This is a genomic window from Olsenella phocaeensis (assembly GCF_048189965.1).
Lineage (GTDB): Bacteria > Actinomycetota > Coriobacteriia > Coriobacteriales > Atopobiaceae > Olsenella_I > Olsenella_I phocaeensis.
In genome coordinates this window covers 1-15,141 of the sequence record NZ_DBEZHV010000013.1, presented here as the reverse complement: position 1 = coordinate 15,141, position 15,141 = coordinate 1, and the positions used below count along the sequence as shown (strand labels likewise).

The following is a 15,141-nucleotide window of genomic DNA, read 5'->3' as shown; positions in this document are numbered from 1 at the left end:
CCGGCCTTGGTCCCATCAGACCTGCCCGGAGCACATTTTTTGCCGCATCGTCGCGGATGGCGGCGTGAGATGGCGGCTCGACTTTTCAGGGGACGCGTCCGCGACCCTGAGCATTTTGATGAACAGGGGGTAACGGCTGTATAGGACGGCACCCCTTGGGGGTATCGTAGCTGAAGCTTATTCCTACCCGTCAAGTATGATTAGCTTTGCTACCTTGCCCGTGAGGGCAGGAGTGCGGGAGGGCATCATGCCCGCGCCCGCCCAAGGAGAAAGGCACCACCATGAAGAACGATGCTACCAAGCGCACGCCCTTCGCGACTCGTCGCCAGGCCCTCGGCCTGGGCGTCGGTGGGTTCGCGGCCCTCGCGCTCGCCGCCTGCAGCCCCGACGACGCCAGCTCCAGCAATGGCGCCAGCTCCTCCGACGCCTCGGCTGACGCCACCCCCGTCGCCATCGACGCCACCGCCTACGACAGCCTGATCGCCTCCGGTGCCGTCGCCGACGACGCCACCGTCCAGGCCAGCAGCTGGGCCAAGGCCATCAAGGACGCCGGCAGCTTCCGTGTGGGCACCACGCGCACCTCGACCCTCTTCAGTCTCCTCAACGAGACGGACGGCAAGCTCCGCGGCTTCGACGCGGGCCTCTCGCAGCTCCTCGCCCGCTACATCCTGGGCGACGAGTCCAAGATCGAGGTCACCCAGGTGACCTCGGACACCCGCGAGTCCGTGCTGACCAACGGCCAGGTCGACGCCGTCTTCGCCACCTACTCCATCACCGACGCGCGCAAGAAGCTCATCTCGTTCGCCGGCCCCTACTACACCTCGCAGCAGGGCATCCTCGTCAAGGCTGACAACACCGACATCAACGGCGTGGACGACCTGAAGGGCAAGAACGTCGCCGCGCAGTCCGGCTCCACCGGCCCCGGCGTCGTCGCCGAATTCGCGCCCGAGGCGAAGGTCCAGGAGTTCAGCACCGACGAGGAGGCGCGTACCGCTCTGGAGCAGGGCCGCGTCGACGCCTACATCATCGACATCACCTTGCACTACGGCAGCGTCGCCAAGAACCCGGGCAAGTACCGCATCGCCGGCGACCCCTTCGGCCCCGACGACCCCTACGGCATCGGCCTGCCTCTCGACTCCGACGGCGTCGCCTTCGTGAACGCCTTCCTCAAGAAGGTCGAGGACGAGGGCACCTGGGCCAAGCTCTGGCAGATCGCCATCGGTGACCGCACCGGTGTCGCCTCCGCTCCCGAGGCCCCTGCCATCCAGGCCTAGCCCGAAGCGGACGGGACGGCCGCGGCGAGTCGCCCACGACATGAACCTTGGCAACGGGGCCTTCGTGCGTTCCCTGCGCGCGATGGCCCCGCTGCGGTAAGGAGAGGCACATGGGGCTCTCTGAGCTTCTCACCACATATGGCGACGTCTACCTGACGGCGTTGCTCACCACCTGGAAGATGACTGCCGTCTCGTACGTGGGCGCGATGGTGCTCGCGCTGGTGGTCACCGTCATGCGCGTGTCCCCCATCAGGCCCCTGCGCGTCGTGGGCGACCTCTACGTCCAGGTGTTCCGCAACATCCCGGGCGTCTCGCTGGTGATCATCATCGTCTACGCGCTGCCCGTCCTCAAGGTCGTGCTGGACTATGGGCCAAGCGTGGTCATCGCCTGCGTGCTCCTGGGATCCGCCTTCGGCTCCGAGAACTTCATGAGCGGCATCAACACCATCGGCGTGGGACAGATCGAGGCGGCACGCTCGTTGGGCATGGGCTTCGTCCAGATCCAGCGACAGGTCGTGATTCCCCAGGCGCTGCGCTCGGCGGTCCTCCCCATGACCAACCTGCTCATCGCGGTGATGCTCACCACGGCCCTGGGATCCCAGGTGCCGCTGAGCCCCAATGAGCTCACGGGGGCAGTGTCGTACATCAACACGAGGTCCACTGGCGGCATCCTTGCCTTCGCCATCTCGGCCTTGGGCTACGTGCTGACCGCCGTGGTCATCGGCTTCGTCGGAAACCGCATCGACAAGAGGGTGAGGATCGTCCGATGAGCTCCCATACCGATACCATGTCCATGAGGGACGCCCTCTTCGAGGCGCCCGGCCCGAGGATGCGCCGCAACATCCGTGTGGGCACCGCCATCTCCCTTGTCCTCGTCGCCGTCGCGCTGGGGCTCGTCGTCCAGCGCTTCTACCTGACAGGCCAGCTCGCCGCCAAGTACTGGACCTTCTTCGGCCAGGCGTCCACCTGGGCCTTCCTGGGTCGCGGCTTTTTGGGCACCATCCAGGTCGCCCTGGTGGCGGGCGTCATCGCCCTGGTGCTGGGTCTCGTGCTCATGCTGGGAAGGACCAGCGCCCTGAGGCCGGTCGCGCTCGTCTCGCGCGTGGTCATCGACTTCTTCCGCGGCGTGCCCAGCCTGCTTCTGATCTACTTCTTCTTCCTGGTCGTTCCCCAGTACGGCATCAAGCTCTCGTCCTTCTGGATGATCACGCTGCCGGTGGGGCTTGCCGCCTCGGGCGTGCTCGCCGAGGTCTTCCGCGCGGGCGTCAACGCCGTGCCGCGCGGCCAGGTCGAGGCGGCCATGTCGTTGGGCATGAGCAAGCACAAGATCACCTTCAAGATCGTGCTGCCCCAGGCCATCCGCTTCGTGATTCCCACGCTCATCTCGCAGCTGGTGGTCGTGGTCAAGGACACGACGGTCGCCTACGTGGTGAGCTACCCCGACATGCTGCAGAACGCGCGCGTGCTCATCACCAACTACGACGCGCTCGTGAGCACCTACTTCGTGATCGCGATCATCTACATCCTGCTCAACTACCTCATCAACAAGGCGTCTGTCGCGGTGGCGCGCAAGACGGGGACCAAGATCATCTCGCGCACGAGCACGGCCGCCGTGTAGGGAAGTCGCCGGTCGCGCGGACGTCGTGGCAGCTCGTCTGTCCAAGTCCGTCGGCGCGAGGCGAGCGGACGCATCCCATGCAGGCGAGAGCCACGAACCATTCCCTGCCGCGATGCAGGGCAAAGAACCAAACGCAACGTCGATCGGAGACACAGATGGCCATGGAAGAGACCAGCACCCAGCTGCCCGTCATCGAGCTTGACCACGTCAACAAGCACTACGGAGACCTCCACGTCCTGCGCGACGTGAGCCTCAAGGTCAAGAAGGGCGAGGTCGTCGTGGTCATCGGGCCCTCGGGCTCCGGCAAGTCGACCCTCTGCCGCACCATCAACCGGCTCGAGACCATCGACGGCGGCCGGATCCTCATCGAGGGGAAGCCGCTTCCCGAGGAGGGCCGCGATCTTGCCGCCGTGCGCGCCGAGATCGGCATGGTGTTCCAGTCCTTCAACCTTTTCGCGCACAAGAGCATCCTGGACAACGTGACCATGGGGCCGGTCGAGGTGCTGGGGAGGCCCCGCAAGGAGGCCGAGGCCGAGGCGATGGAGCTCCTGAGGCGCGTGGGCGTGGCCGAGCAGGCGCAGAAGGTGCCGGCCCAGCTCTCGGGCGGGCAGCAGCAGCGCGTGGCCATCGCGCGCTCGCTGGCCATGCACCCCAAGGCCATGCTCTTCGACGAACCCACGAGTGCCCTTGACCCCGAGATGATCAACGAGGTCCTGGACGTCATGGTCGAGCTCGCCCGCCAGGGCATGACCATGGTGGTGGTCACGCACGAGATGAACTTCGCCCGCCGCGTGAGCGACCGCGTGGTCTTCATGGCCGACGGCCAAATCGTGGAGGAGGGCTCGCCGGCGGAGTTCTTCGACCATCCCAAGTCCCAGCGTGCGAGGGACTTCCTGGACTCCATCAAGGGCCACTAGGCGAGAGCTGCGGAGGTTCGGGCCGAGGGGGTGGTCCTCTTGGCTGTCGGCCCTGACCAGAGGGGGCGCCTCTCTCGCCCGCTTCTCCTTGTGTGCTTGAGCCAGCTGCGGACTTTGCCAAAAGGGAGGTCCGCAGCTGGCTGCGGTGCTTGCTACCATCCAAGGGTGCTTTGTGGGACTACATCCGGGCAAGGCAAGACTGACGAGGAGACCCATGACCAGCATCCTGTTCATCTGCCACGGCAACATCTGCCGCTCGACCATGGCGCAGTACGTGATGGAGCAGCTCGTGCGCGAGACGGGGCTCGAGACGGAGTTCCGGATTGACTCCGCGGCGACCAGCCGCGAGGAGATAGGCAACGACGTCCATCCCGGCACCCGGAGGAAGCTCGAGCGCGAGGGCGTGCCCTGTGGGCACCATCGCGCCCGCCAGGTCACGCGCGCTGACTACGACTCCTTCGACTATCTGGTGATCATGGACGAGGAGAACCGCCGGGGCCTCTCGCGCATCATCGGCGACGACCCGGAAGGCAAGGTCTCGAAGCTCCTGGACTGGGCGGGGGAGGGTCGAGACGTGGCCGACCCCTGGTACACGGGCGACTTCGACGCAACGTATCGTGACGTGAGCGTTGGGTGTGCGGCGCTTCTCGCCCGGCTCGTCTGCGACGACCAGGCGCATTGACGCTGGGTACCAGTAAGGCGGACGACTTCATCTTGCTGGCGGAACGAAGTGCGCTGGCATAGCAGCTGGCATAGCGGAGAGGAAAGAGCCTGGCATGGACGTCAGAAACAAGAACATGCTGATACTGAGCGAGCAAAGGCTGGCCAATAACATCTCGGTCGGGAAGTACTCCTACTACTCGCTGGACGACGACCCGGACACGGTCTTTGACCGGGACGTCGTCCATTACAACTATCCCGGCCATGGGAGCCTGAAGATAGGAAGCTTCGTCTCGATTGCGGTGGGCGTGGAGATAATCATGGGTGCGGCGAACCATGCGACCGACTGCTTCTCGTCCTTTCCCTTCAACCAGGTGAGCCTGGATTGGGCGCGCTGGACGACGATCGAGAAGAAGGACATGCCCGACAGGGGCGACACGATCATAGGCAACGACGTCTGGATCGGGCGTCAGGCGACCATCATGCCGGGCGTGCGCATCGGGGATGGGGCAATCATCGGCGCGCGTGCCGTGGTGGCCAAGGACGTTCCCGCATATGCGGTTGTCGTGGGCAACCCCGCCAAGGTCGTCAGGTTTCGCTTCGAGGACGAGACCATCGAGTTCCTCGAGGCCCTAAGGTGGTGGGACTTCAGCGACGGGCAGCTGGACCGTGCGATCCCCTATCTGACGAGTCTGGATTTGGATTCGAGTCGAGATGCCTTGCTTGCGATAAAGGTCGGCTCGTAGTCAGGGCGATCGGAGGAGAAGGGAGCGCCTCTCGCTCAGCTCGCCTGAGCGCGCCTGGCGCGCCACGCCGCAGCCATGGTCTCGAGTGCGTGATGGATGGCCATGACGGGGTGGTGCAGGAGCATGCGGGGTCCCGCCCAGCGCATCACCTCGCGGATCTGTTCCGCACGCGCCGGGGCGTAGCAGTGCGTGGGGCACTGCGAGCAGAAGGTCTTCGTCGCCATGTGGGGGCAGCGAGCTATGCGGGCGAGCGCGTAGTCGAGCAGGTCGGCGCATTCGTCGCACAGGCCGTCACGCGAGCCATGGAGCGCATGGCAGCGCAGGGCGATCATCTGCGAGACGACCTCGGCCTCGCGTCGGCGCTTTCTCTCAACCTTTTCGTCCTTGCCCAATTCGGCCCGCCCGTTCCGTCGCCCGACGAAGTCATTCGTTGAGTCCATTAGTCAAGACTAACTTTGGGGTCGCGAGAGCGCAAGCCGAGGGGGCGCTACTCCTCTGAGGCGGGGGAGACGTAGCCCGTGTCGATGGTGAGCTCCACGTCCGCGCCAGGCACGCGCCTGCGCACGATGGCCTCGACCGCCTGGCGCAGCTCGTCGTCCGAGATGTCCACGCCGTCCGGCTTCCTGCAGTCCAGTCGCACGCGCATGAGTCCCCGGTCCCGCCAGAAGTCCACGTCGTGGACGCTCAGGCGCCGGTCGAGCCCAGCGAGCTCACCCGAGACCCAGTTGCGCAGGTCATCGCTGCCGACCTCGGTCTCGATGGGGTCGCAGTGCAGGATGATGCGCAGGTGCTCGTCCTGAAGCAGCTCCCGTTCGATCCGGTCCAGGACCAGGTGGCTCTGCCGCACGGTGGCGTCCGCAGCCATCTCGACGTGGGCACTGGCAAACTGCCTTCCGGGACCGTAGTCGTGAATCAGCAGGTCATGCGTGCCCAACACCCCCGGATATGACATGATCCTCTCGTACACCCGCTGCACCAGCTCGGCGGAGGGCGTCTGGCCCATGAGGGGGTCCACGGTGTCGCGCAACAGGCCGATGCCGCTCGCCACGATGAAGGCGGCGACGGCAAGTCCCGCCCAGCCGTCCAGGTCGCGTCCGCTTGCCGCGGAGGCGAGCGAGGCGAGAAGGACGGCCGAGGTGGCGATGACGTCATTCCTGGAGTCGACGGCCGTGGCCTCGAGTACGCCCGAGCCGATGCGTCGGGCGAGCGACCTGTTGAAGCGTGCCATCCACAGCTTTACCACGATGGAAAGGAGCAGGATTCCCACGGTCACCAGGTCGAGGCCGGGGGCCTGGGGGGCGAGGATCCTCTCCACCGAGGAGCGGGCGAGCTGCACGCCGACGGCCACGACCAGGACCGCCACCACCATGCCGGCGAGATACTCGTAGCGGCCGTGCCCGTAGGGATGGCCCTCGTCGGCAGGGCGGCTGGCGAGCTTGAAGCCGATGAGGCTCACCACGTTGCTCGAGGCGTCGGAGAGGTTGTTGATGGCATCGGCGACGATCGAGACGGAGCCCACCACGACGCCGACCATGCCCTTGGAGAGGCAGAGCAGGACGTTGAGCACGATGCAGGTGACGCTCGAGAGCCTGCCGTAGCCCGAGCGCACCGCTGCCGACGAGGCGTTGTCCGCGTCCCTGACGAAGGTCCGCACCAGCCACTCAGTCATGGCCCTCCTTGTAGTGGGATGTGGCGGCCACGACATGGGCCAACGTTCGTCCCTCGACGAGAAGCTCGCAGGTTGCGCCTATGGCCATGCGCATGACCTCCTCGTCGTCTACGACGGTGTGGAGAAGAATCTTGTGAGACACCCGCTACCTCCTGACTCGACCGCCGCTCTGGAGTCCGTGGGCTTGCGATGCCCGGTAACGTGGAATGGTACCCCGAACCCGTCTTGGCGAACGGCATGCCGCCAATCATGTCTTTCTGGCTTTCTCACCATGCTAGTATGGATGCGTGGCGCATGCAAAACGAAGGAGATAAGATGCCAGCCGTACAGGTGAGGGAGATGCCCCAGGACCTCTACGAGAAAGTGGCGGAGGAGGCGCGGCTCGAGCGCCGCTCCTTGGCGCAGCAGATGACAGTGATTATCGAGGAGCACTTCGCAGAGGGGCGTGTCCTCCGTGAGCGGAACCGCCACATCGAGACCCCCGAGCTCGAGAGCCTAGGAATCCGCATCGAGGGGAATCGCGAGGAGCGCAGGGCGAGGCGCCGGCTTGTTCTCGAGAGGATTCGCTCACGCGTCTGCTTCGAGCTCCCGGATGGCTTTCCCAACGCTGCGGAACTCGTGAGAGAGGACCGTGATACCCGATGATCGTGCTGGATTGCTCGGCGGCCGTGGAGATTGCCCGAGACAGTGCTGAGGGCAGGGCGCTTGCGGGACTGATGCATGAGGACGAGACCATTGTCGCGCCCTCCCTCCTGCTGGCAGAGGCGAGCAACGTCGCCTTCAAGTATTTCCGGGCGGGGCTGCTTGACAGGGCTGGTGCCCTGGCGCTTCTCGAAGACTCTCTCGCGCTCGTGGATGGCTTCGCGGACATGGCGGTGCTCGCCCGTGAGGCGCTGGGCGAGTCCATGAGGCTGGGCCATCCCGCCTACGACCTCTTTTACCTGGTGCTCGCTCGTAGGCTCGGGGCAACGCTCTTCACCTTGGACAAGGGGCTCCTGTCACTTTGCGAGGAGTGTGGCGTCGACACTATGCACGAGCTGCCGACTGACGGGGAATGAGGCCAACCGTGCGGATTGGGCATGGGGTTTGCCAATGTGTCCGGGGCGGGGGTTAGACTCTTACGGACGCCACCGACCTCAGGAGTGCAATGCCCAGCTTCGACGAGTTCCAGACCAGCCTCTTTGGCAGTGACCTTACGACCGCGCCCGTGCCCACGATGCCGGCGCATCCCGCCCGGCCCGATGCTGCGACAGCCCCCGTGGCTGCCGATGCGGCCCGTGCCGCGGAAGAGCCCGCCCGGGTCCCGCCCGCGAACCCCCGCGCCGTGCAAGGCGGCGTGGACCTCGCGGGCCTCAACCCCGCCCAGCGCAGGGCGGCGGAGTGCACGAAGGGGCCCCTGCTGGTGCTCGCTGGTGCGGGGTCGGGCAAGACGCGCGTCCTCACCTTCCGCATCGCCCACATGATCCAGGACGAGGGGGTGCGACCCTGGCAGGTCCTGGCCATCACCTTCACCAACAAGGCTGCGGCCGAGATGCGCGAGCGCCTGGGCAAGCTCCTGCCTGGTGGTACCCGCGGCATGTGGGTCTGCACCTTCCACGCCATGTGCGTGCGCATGCTCCGCGAGGACGGCGAGCGCCTGGGCTACCGGGGCAACTTCAGCATCTACGACGACGACGACTCGAAGCGCCTGGTCAAGTCCATCATGTCGGACCTCGACATAGACCAGAAGCAATGCCCGCTCCCCGCCATCCGCTCGCTCATCAGCAAGGCGAAGAACGCGCTCGTCTCGCCCGACGAGATGGAGGCGCAGGCCAAGTCGCCCGTCGAGCGCGCGGCCGCTCGCGTGTACCACTCCCTCGAGCGCCGCCTCGCCCGGGCCAACGCCATGGACTTCGACGACCTCCTGGTCAAGACCTTCGAGCTCCTCTCCAAGTATCCCGAGGTGCTCGACTCCTACCAGGAGCGCTTCCGCCAGATCAGCGTGGACGAGTACCAGGACACCAATGGCGTGCAGTACGCCATCACCAACCTCCTGGCGCGCAAGTACAAGAACCTCATGGTCGTGGGCGACGACGACCAGTCCATCTACTCCTGGCGCGGCGCCGACATCCAGAACATCCTGAGCTTCCGCAAGGACTACCCGGGGGCCACGGTGGTGAAGCTCGAGCAGAACTACCGCTCCACCGGCCACATCCTGAGCGCCGCCAACGCCGTGGTGCGCAACAACTCGCGTCGCGAGGCGAAGCGCCTGTTCACGGATGGTGGCGATGGCGAGAAGATCGAGGTCTTCCAGGCCTCCGACGAGCGCGACGAGGGACGTTGGATCGGCTCCGAGATAGAGAAGCTGCACGACCAGGGCACCAGCTACGACGACGTGGCAGTCTTCTACCGGACCAACGCGCAGTCGCGCATCCTCGAGGACATGTTCCTGCGCGCGGGCGTGCCCTACAAGATCGTGGGTGGCACGCGCTTCTTCGACCGCGCAGAGATCCGTGACGTGATGGCATACCTTAAGCTCGTCGTGAACCCCAACGACGACGTGAGCGCCCTGCGCGTGGTCAACACGCCGAGGCGCGGCATCGGCAGCACCTCGATCCGCAAGATCCAGCAGTACGCCGCCGAGGAGGGCATCTCGTTCTTCGCCGCCGCGGAGGCCTGCGTGGACGAGCCTGGCATCGTGGGCGCAAAGGCCCGAGGCGGCCTCGCCCAGTTTACCGGTGCCATCGAGGTCGCCCGTCACTTCTCGGGCGACCTGGGCGACGTGGTCCAGATGATCGTGGAGCGCTCGGGCCTCATAAAGGCGCTCGAGGCGGAGCAGACGGTCGAGGCGGACAGCCGCATAGAGAACATCAAGGAGTTCTTCGGTGTCGCGCAGGAGTTCGACGAGACTCACGACGACGTCACCGAGACGTTGGAGAGCCTGCGCCAGCTTCGCGAGGCCGGCGCCCTCGACCTCGCCGATGCCCCTGACGTGTCGGCGGACCAAGCTCCCGCAGCTGCCGTCTCTCCGTCCTCTGACAGTGAGTCGCCTTGGCAAGCGAGCGAAGCGAACGTCGAACTGCCAGAAGACAGAGAGATGCCACCTGCAGCCGCGGAGAAGCTTCCCGCCCTCATGGAGTGGCTCGCCCTGCGCTCCGACCTCGACTCCCTGGCGGGCCAGTCCAGCGCCGTCACCATGATGACCGTGCACTCCGCCAAGGGACTGGAGTTCCCCGTCGTCTTCGTGGCCGGCCTCGAGGAGGGCATCTTCCCGCACCGTGCCCATGAGGGGGACCCCGAGAGCATCGAGGAGGAGAGGAGGCTCGCCTACGTCGCCATCACGCGTGCGGAGAGGCGGCTCTATCTCACCTATGCCGCGACGCGCAGGACCTTTGGCTCGGTCTCGACGAACCCACGCAGCCGCTTCCTGAACGAAATTCCCGCGGAGGACGTCCATGCCACCGGTGTGGGCTCCTCGGGCTTCAGCGGCGTGGGCTGGGAGAAACGTGGCGACCGCCATGGAACCTACGGTTCCGGACGTGGCTCGGAGGTCTACGGAGGGCACGTCTTCGGCTCGCGGACCCGTTCGACCGGAGGCTCTCCCGCGGTCCGTCCCACGGGTCCTGTGCCGATCCAGCGCGACCGCGCGAAGGCGGCCGAGAGCTTTGCCCCCGGGGACCGCGTCTCTCACAAGACCTTTGGTCCTGGCGTCGTGAAGTCCGCCTTGGGGGACACGATCGAGGTCTTCTTCAGCCGGACGGGCAAGACGAAGAAGCTGATGAAGGGCTTCGCTCCCATCGTCAAGATCGAGGGCTAGCGGCTCAGGCGCCCAGCAGCTCAGGCGCCCAGCAGCTCGAGGGTCTTTCGCACGATTGCCGCGCAGTCGTGGGCGGCCTTGCGCTCGAAGCTGGGGTAGTCCTGCTGTGCCGAGCCGTCCGCCTTGTCGCTGATCGCACGCACGATGGCAAAGGGGATGCCGTTCAGCCAGCAGGCATGCGCGATGGACGCGCCCTCCATCTCGCAGCAGTCGGCCTGGAACTCTTGGACGATGCGGTCCTTCTGGCCCTGGCCGCTCACGAACTGGTCGCCCGAGGCGACTCGTCCCTCTATGCAAGAGATGCCCAGGTCAAGTTGGCTTACGGCGCGAGCCACGGCAGAGACGAGCCCCTCGCTTGCCGGGAAGGCCACGACGGGGAGGCCGGGCACCTCTCCCTTGGCGTATCCCAGCGCGCTCACGTCCATGTCGTGGTGGACGGCGTCGTGCGAGACGAGGATGTCTCCGATGTCGAGGCGGGCGTTGAGCGAGCCGGCGACGCCGGTGTTGATGACGTGCGTGACGTCGAAGCGGACCGCCAGGGCCTCCGCACAGACGGCTGCGTTGACCTTGCCCACGCCGCAGCGCACCACCACGACGGGAACGCCTTCGAGAGTGCCCTCGTGGAACTCCATACCCGCGAGACTCGTGACCTCGTCGTCTGCGATGCCTGCGACGAGGCTCTCGACCTCGACTTCCATGGCGCCGATGATTCCGACCTTCATGTGCGGCTCCTCCCTGCCATGCCGTGCGATTTGGCTTTCTTGTGCTCCGTTCGTCGACGTCACGGATTCTAGGCCTTCGAGCGGAGTTTCGTACGAGCGTCCGGGGCTGCCGGGAGCGCCCAGTGCGTGTTGGCAGTCACCGACGGCGCCCGACGCGCGCCATGCGCTACTGGCGGCGTCCGACGTGCGCCATGCACTACTGGCTACGTCCAACGTGCGCCATGCGCTACTGGCTACGTCCAACGCGCGCCATGCGCCATCGGCGGCGTCCGGTGCGTGCGAATTTCGCTCGACAACGTCGAACGCGCTTTGCGGCAATCGCCCAACTGGGCAAACGTGACGCTCTCGGACGCATTGGACGCTTTCGGCTGCATTCGGCGCGCGTCGGGCGCAGTCGGGTGATGCTTACGCGTGCTGGACGTAGTCGATGCAGCGAGGCACGCATTTGACGTTGCGAGGGCGATGCTCGCGCGCGTTTGACGTAGTGGCGGATGAGAGGCGCGCGCCGGACGTAGTGGCAGCCGAGAAGTGCGCACTGGGCGTCCTGGGAGGCATGACTTGAGCGCAGGAGACGGTCGAGTGCGCAATCTCCGGTGGCGCCAGGTCCTACACTCCGGTGGGATAGCTCATGTGAGCCTCGTCGATGCCGCGCAGCGTCCCCTCAAGGTAGCGCCGTGCCCACCAGCGCGCCTGTGCGAGGTCGCTGTCGTGCCAGTTGCCGCACTCCTCGGGTCGGGCGCCGGGCACCTCGCCCTCGAAGCCCTCGATGAACTCGAAGAGCCTCGTCACCAGGCCAATCACGTCCTTGGACTCGAGCAGGCCAAAGAGCAGCAGGTAGAAGCCAGTGCGGCAACCCATGGGCCCGAAGTAGACCACGCGGTCGGACCACTCGGGATCGTTGCGCAGGAAGGTCGCGGCGAGGTGCTCGACCGCGTGCGCCGCGGCGGTGTCCATCGGCGGTTCCCGGTTGGGCGCGGTGAGGCGCAGGTCGAAGGTGGTCACGTCCACGCCCTGCCACGAGTCCACGCGCGACACGTAGACGCCCGGCTCGAGCGTGAGGTGGTCGATCTGGAAGCTGGCGATCTTCTCCATGCTTGTCCTCCTTGCCGGGGTCGCGCCCACGGCTGCGATGTCGTTTCCAGCAGATGATATGCCAGGTGAGAGCGACGCGTCAGGCGAGGGCAGAACATCAGGCGAGAGTGGCGTGCGGCCTTCGCCGCGGCCTCCTGCCTACGTCATGCGTCGCGGGCGTCAACGTCATCATGGTACGCGACGCCTAGGTCTGCCCGACCCCGGCCCGCGCGAGCCAGGCACGCCCCGCCAGCGCCCGCGCCAGTGTGTCCACGGCGGCTGCAGGCACCACGTCGTCGCGCACGTGGAGGTGCACCACACCCCGTGCGCCAAACGGCGTGAGCTCCCCGAAGGTCAGCTCCACGTCGAACTCCGGGTCGAGCTGCCCTGCGAGCAGCGTTTGGGCCAGCCCGCGCACCTCCTCCGTCACGGCGTCCAGGTCCGCGCCCGGCGCGACCACGAGCGGCAGGTCGGCCACGGTCACCTGCCAGCGGGTCCTGCGCGTCAGCGCCGTCTTGTTGAGCACCGAGTTGGGGATGAGCTGGAGCTTGCCGTCCCGCGCGCGGACCATGGTGGACCTCCAGGTCACGTCCACCACCTCGCCCGAGATGTCACCGACGGTCACCTGGTCCCCGGGCTTCACCACGCGCGCCACCATGAGCCCCAGGCCACCCACCAGGTTGGATATGGTGTCCTGCAGGCCGAGCGAGACCACGAGCGAGGTGACGCCCAGCGCCGTGACGAAGGCGGTGGGCTCCACGCCGAAGACGGGCTTGAGCACTCCCAGGAGGGCGAAGGACCACACCAGCGCCCTCAGGAGGTTGACGAAGATCGACGCGGAGGGCACGTTGGAGCCGTCAAGCGCCTTGCGCGCGGCACGCACCACGAAGTGCTGCACCACCAGGGCGATGCCCAGCACCACGACCAGAAAGCCCGCCCTCGTGGCGAGCTCCCCCAGGCCGAGGCCCAGCACGCTCGTCTCATCCAGAGCCGTCACGCCCGTCGCCTACGCCTCCTGCGCGCCCATGCCCACGAGATCCGGGCCGGTATGGACCAGAAGGTCGGCCGAGAGCTCGTAGCGCTGGACGGAGGCGACGTTGGGCACCTTCTCGCGGATGCGCGCCTCGAGGTCATCGAGCAGGTCCTTGGTGTTGATGGAGGCGCAGAGCCCGATGTGGCAGCGCTCGTAGCGGCCCGCCTTCTCGGCGCAGAGCTCGACCATGGTCGAGAGGGCCTTCTCCCATCCGCGGGCCTTCTTGGCCATGACGTAGTAGCCACCCTCGTCGCAGGTGAGCACCGGCTTGATGTTGAGCATGCTGCCTATGCGGTAGATGTGCTTGTTGATACGCCCGCCCTTGTAGAGGTACTCGAGCGACTTGACGGCAAAGAACACGTCGGTCTTCTCGGCCACGTCGGCGAGGCGGTTCCCCAGCTCCTCGTAGGGCACGCCGGCCTCGATCATCTCGACCGCGCGCTCCACCACGAATCCGGCCATCATGCCGATGGACTTCGTGTCGACCACGGTGACGGGGAAGTCCATGGACTCCGCGACCATGTGTGCCGTCTGGTTGGTGGCCGAGAGCGCGCTCGCGATGGTCACCACGACGGCGCTTTGGTAGCCGTCGTCGCGCGCCTGCTCGATCGTGGCCTGGATCTGCTTGGGCGACGGCAGCGAGGTGGTGGGAATCTCTTCGGCGAGCCGCCTCACGACCTCGTCGGGGCTTATGTCCACGCCGCTCTGGAAGGTCGAGCCGTCCGAGTAGATGATGCGCAGAGGCACCACCCGGACGTCGTGCACCCGGGCGAACGTCGCGTCGACGTCGGCTCCGGAATCGGTGATTACGGCGATGCGTTGATCGTTCATGGCGCCTGCGCCCTCCCGGGTCTGCGGCCTGCTGGGATGGGGCGAAGGAGACGTCGCCCTACGCCGATGGTAGGGCATGGGCGCGCCTCCTGCATGCCGCGGCGGCAGAGGGTTCCTCGCCTTGGGCGAGTGATGGAAACGGCCCCAGGCCCATCCGAAGGCGAGAGGGGCATGGGTAAGCTATAGGGACGGCCCCGCACGGGAGGTCGGCGCCAGCGGGCGCCGGGCCACGGGTTCAGACACGAACCAGACACGAACCAGACACGAACACGCATGCAGGGAGCGCAATGACCGACAAGAGGGAAGCGTCCGGCAAGAGGCACAGCGCAGCGGCGCTGCGTCGCCATCCGGGGATCATCAGGGAGCCGGCGGTGGTGAGGCGCCTCTCCCGCTCGAGCTCGATAGAGCGTATCACCAGCAACGGGACCATCGCCGCCGCCGTCATGGTCGCGGCGGCGCTGCTCGCCGTCGCCGTGGCAAACTCCCCGGCCTACCTGCTGGTGCACAAGTTCCTCGAGGCGCCGCTCGTCCTCGGGCTGGGCCCCGTCGTCGCCTCCATGAGCGTCGAGGCCTTCGTGAACGACTTCCTCATGGCCATCTTCTTCCTCCTCGTGGGCATCGAGCACAAGTACGAGATGACCGTCGGCCAGCTCCGTCGCCCCCGCCAGGCGGCCCTGCCCATGCTCGCGGCCGTCGGCGGCGTATGCGTTCCGGCCTTCATCTACCTGGCCCTCAACCTCCCCGCGGGCAACGTCCACGGCTGGGCCATCCCCATCGCCACCGACATCGCCTTCGCCCTGGGCG

17 protein-coding genes are annotated in these 15,141 nt (G+C 66.4%); 10 read left to right on the top strand and 7 right to left on the bottom strand.

The features are described from left to right. The first annotated feature begins 281 nt into the window (after nt 1-281). From ACMPH2_RS06510 to ACMPH2_RS06485, 6 genes are all read left to right on the top strand, one after another. Entirely contained in the window at nt 282-1,274 is a 993-nt protein-coding gene (locus tag ACMPH2_RS06510; protein ID WP_417118963.1) for a glutamate ABC transporter substrate-binding protein, read from the top strand. Nucleotides 1,275-1,384: 110 nt separating this feature from the next. Further along, nucleotides 1,385-2,044 (top strand): amino acid ABC transporter permease, encoded by a 660-nt coding sequence (locus ACMPH2_RS06505; protein WP_062530593.1) that lies wholly within the window; start codon nt 1,385-1,387, stop codon nt 2,042-2,044. Further along, entirely contained in the window at nt 2,041-2,892 is an 852-nt protein-coding gene (locus ACMPH2_RS06500; RefSeq protein ID WP_009278750.1) for an amino acid ABC transporter permease, read from the top strand. The genes ACMPH2_RS06505 and ACMPH2_RS06500 overlap by 4 nt, the downstream gene beginning before the upstream one ends. Before the next feature lie 155 nt (nt 2,893-3,047). Then, complete coding sequence (locus ACMPH2_RS06495) at nt 3,048-3,809, top strand: amino acid ABC transporter ATP-binding protein (protein ID WP_417118962.1); 762 nt, start codon at nt 3,048-3,050, stop codon at nt 3,807-3,809. A 214-nt stretch (nt 3,810-4,023) separates the two neighbouring features. Beyond that, nucleotides 4,024-4,491 (top strand): low molecular weight protein-tyrosine-phosphatase, encoded by a 468-nt coding sequence (locus ACMPH2_RS06490; RefSeq protein ID WP_062530597.1) that lies wholly within the window; start codon nt 4,024-4,026, stop codon nt 4,489-4,491. Nucleotides 4,492-4,585: 94 nt separating this feature from the next. Then, nucleotides 4,586-5,215, top strand: coding sequence for a CatB-related O-acetyltransferase (locus ACMPH2_RS06485; RefSeq protein ID WP_417118961.1), 630 nt, complete (start codon nt 4,586-4,588; stop codon nt 5,213-5,215). A 35-nt stretch (nt 5,216-5,250) separates the two neighbouring features. Here ACMPH2_RS06485 and ACMPH2_RS06480 read toward each other — a convergent pair whose 3' ends face one another. From ACMPH2_RS06480 to ACMPH2_RS06470, 3 genes are all read right to left on the bottom strand, one after another. Beyond that, the gene (locus tag ACMPH2_RS06480) at nt 5,251-5,607 is read right to left on the bottom strand and encodes a nitrous oxide-stimulated promoter family protein (protein WP_009278754.1); all 357 of its coding nucleotides are present in this window, start codon (nt 5,605-5,607) and stop codon (nt 5,251-5,253) included. 95 nt (nt 5,608-5,702) lie between these two features. Then, nucleotides 5,703-6,884 carry a cation diffusion facilitator family transporter gene (locus ACMPH2_RS06475; RefSeq protein WP_417118960.1) on the bottom strand — a complete coding sequence of 394 codons (1,182 nt, stop codon included), beginning with the start codon at nt 6,882-6,884 and terminating at the stop codon, nt 5,703-5,705. Next, nucleotides 6,877-7,026 (bottom strand): hypothetical protein, encoded by a 150-nt coding sequence (locus ACMPH2_RS06470; RefSeq protein WP_009278756.1) that lies wholly within the window; start codon nt 7,024-7,026, stop codon nt 6,877-6,879. Before ACMPH2_RS06470 ends, ACMPH2_RS06475 begins: the two co-directional genes overlap by 8 nt. A gap of 173 nt (nt 7,027-7,199) precedes the next feature. On the opposite strand from ACMPH2_RS06470, the gene ACMPH2_RS06465 reads away from it, so the two are divergent. The 3 genes from ACMPH2_RS06465 (at nt 7,200) to ACMPH2_RS06455 (ending at nt 10,680) form a co-directional block, all read left to right on the top strand. Then, entirely contained in the window at nt 7,200-7,529 is a 330-nt protein-coding gene (locus ACMPH2_RS06465) for a hypothetical protein (RefSeq protein WP_417118959.1), read from the top strand. After that, nucleotides 7,526-7,942, top strand: coding sequence for a type II toxin-antitoxin system VapC family toxin (locus ACMPH2_RS06460; RefSeq protein WP_417118958.1), 417 nt, complete (start codon nt 7,526-7,528; stop codon nt 7,940-7,942). The genes ACMPH2_RS06465 and ACMPH2_RS06460 overlap by 4 nt, the downstream gene beginning before the upstream one ends. A gap of 89 nt (nt 7,943-8,031) precedes the next feature. Continuing rightward, nucleotides 8,032-10,680, top strand: a complete 2,649-nt coding sequence (locus tag ACMPH2_RS06455; RefSeq protein WP_417118957.1) for an ATP-dependent helicase — start codon at nt 8,032-8,034, stop codon at nt 10,678-10,680. 20 nt (nt 10,681-10,700) lie between these two features. Here the strand turns inward: ACMPH2_RS06455 and ACMPH2_RS06450 are convergent, their stop codons facing one another. The 4 genes from ACMPH2_RS06450 to ACMPH2_RS06435 all read right to left on the bottom strand — a co-directional run bounded on the left by ACMPH2_RS06450 (nt 10,701) and on the right by ACMPH2_RS06435 (nt 14,337). Beyond that, nucleotides 10,701-11,402: a 5'-methylthioadenosine/adenosylhomocysteine nucleosidase gene (locus ACMPH2_RS06450; RefSeq protein ID WP_314639116.1), complete on the bottom strand. Its 702-nt coding sequence runs from the start codon at nt 11,400-11,402 to the stop codon at nt 10,701-10,703. A gap of 606 nt (nt 11,403-12,008) precedes the next feature. Then, a complete protein-coding gene (locus ACMPH2_RS06445) occupies nt 12,009-12,494 on the bottom strand; it encodes an S-ribosylhomocysteine lyase (RefSeq protein WP_417118956.1) in 486 nt (161 codons plus the stop codon). Between the two features lie 184 nt (nt 12,495-12,678). Continuing rightward, nucleotides 12,679-13,470 (bottom strand): mechanosensitive ion channel family protein, encoded by a 792-nt coding sequence (locus tag ACMPH2_RS06440; protein ID WP_417118955.1) that lies wholly within the window; start codon nt 13,468-13,470, stop codon nt 12,679-12,681. Between the two features lie 9 nt (nt 13,471-13,479). Beyond that, nucleotides 13,480-14,337 (bottom strand): DegV family protein, encoded by an 858-nt coding sequence (locus tag ACMPH2_RS06435; RefSeq protein ID WP_417118954.1) that lies wholly within the window; start codon nt 14,335-14,337, stop codon nt 13,480-13,482. Nucleotides 14,338-14,624: 287 nt separating this feature from the next. Between ACMPH2_RS06435 and ACMPH2_RS06430 the strand changes: the two genes are divergently transcribed. Next, on the top strand, nt 14,625-15,141 hold a 517-nt coding region (locus ACMPH2_RS06430), incomplete at its 3' end, for a Na+/H+ antiporter NhaA (protein ID WP_417118953.1).

What these genes read in the sequence shown, in the direction of transcription:
- ACMPH2_RS06510 (WP_417118963.1), top strand. Translation starts at nt 282, where the DNA reads ATGAAGAACGATGCTACCAAGCGCACGCCCTTCGCGACTCGTCGCCAG.
- ACMPH2_RS06505 (WP_062530593.1), top strand. Translation starts at nt 1,385, where the DNA reads ATGGGGCTCTCTGAGCTTCTCACCACATATGGCGACGTCTACCTGACG.
- ACMPH2_RS06500 (WP_009278750.1), top strand. Translation starts at nt 2,041, where the DNA reads ATGAGCTCCCATACCGATACCATGTCCATGAGGGACGCCCTCTTCGAG.
- ACMPH2_RS06495 (WP_417118962.1), top strand. Translation starts at nt 3,048, where the DNA reads ATGGCCATGGAAGAGACCAGCACCCAGCTGCCCGTCATCGAGCTTGAC.
- ACMPH2_RS06490 (WP_062530597.1), top strand. Translation starts at nt 4,024, where the DNA reads ATGACCAGCATCCTGTTCATCTGCCACGGCAACATCTGCCGCTCGACC.
- ACMPH2_RS06485 (WP_417118961.1), top strand. Translation starts at nt 4,586, where the DNA reads ATGGACGTCAGAAACAAGAACATGCTGATACTGAGCGAGCAAAGGCTG.
- ACMPH2_RS06475 (WP_417118960.1), bottom strand. Translation starts at nt 6,884, where the DNA reads ATGACTGAGTGGCTGGTGCGGACCTTCGTCAGGGACGCGGACAACGCC.
- ACMPH2_RS06465 (WP_417118959.1), top strand. Translation starts at nt 7,200, where the DNA reads ATGCCAGCCGTACAGGTGAGGGAGATGCCCCAGGACCTCTACGAGAAA.
- ACMPH2_RS06460 (WP_417118958.1), top strand. Translation starts at nt 7,526, where the DNA reads ATGATCGTGCTGGATTGCTCGGCGGCCGTGGAGATTGCCCGAGACAGT.
- ACMPH2_RS06455 (WP_417118957.1), top strand. Translation starts at nt 8,032, where the DNA reads ATGCCCAGCTTCGACGAGTTCCAGACCAGCCTCTTTGGCAGTGACCTT.
- ACMPH2_RS06450 (WP_314639116.1), bottom strand. Translation starts at nt 11,402, where the DNA reads ATGAAGGTCGGAATCATCGGCGCCATGGAAGTCGAGGTCGAGAGCCTC.
- ACMPH2_RS06445 (WP_417118956.1), bottom strand. Translation starts at nt 12,494, where the DNA reads ATGGAGAAGATCGCCAGCTTCCAGATCGACCACCTCACGCTCGAGCCG.
- ACMPH2_RS06435 (WP_417118954.1), bottom strand. Translation starts at nt 14,337, where the DNA reads ATGAACGATCAACGCATCGCCGTAATCACCGATTCCGGAGCCGACGTC.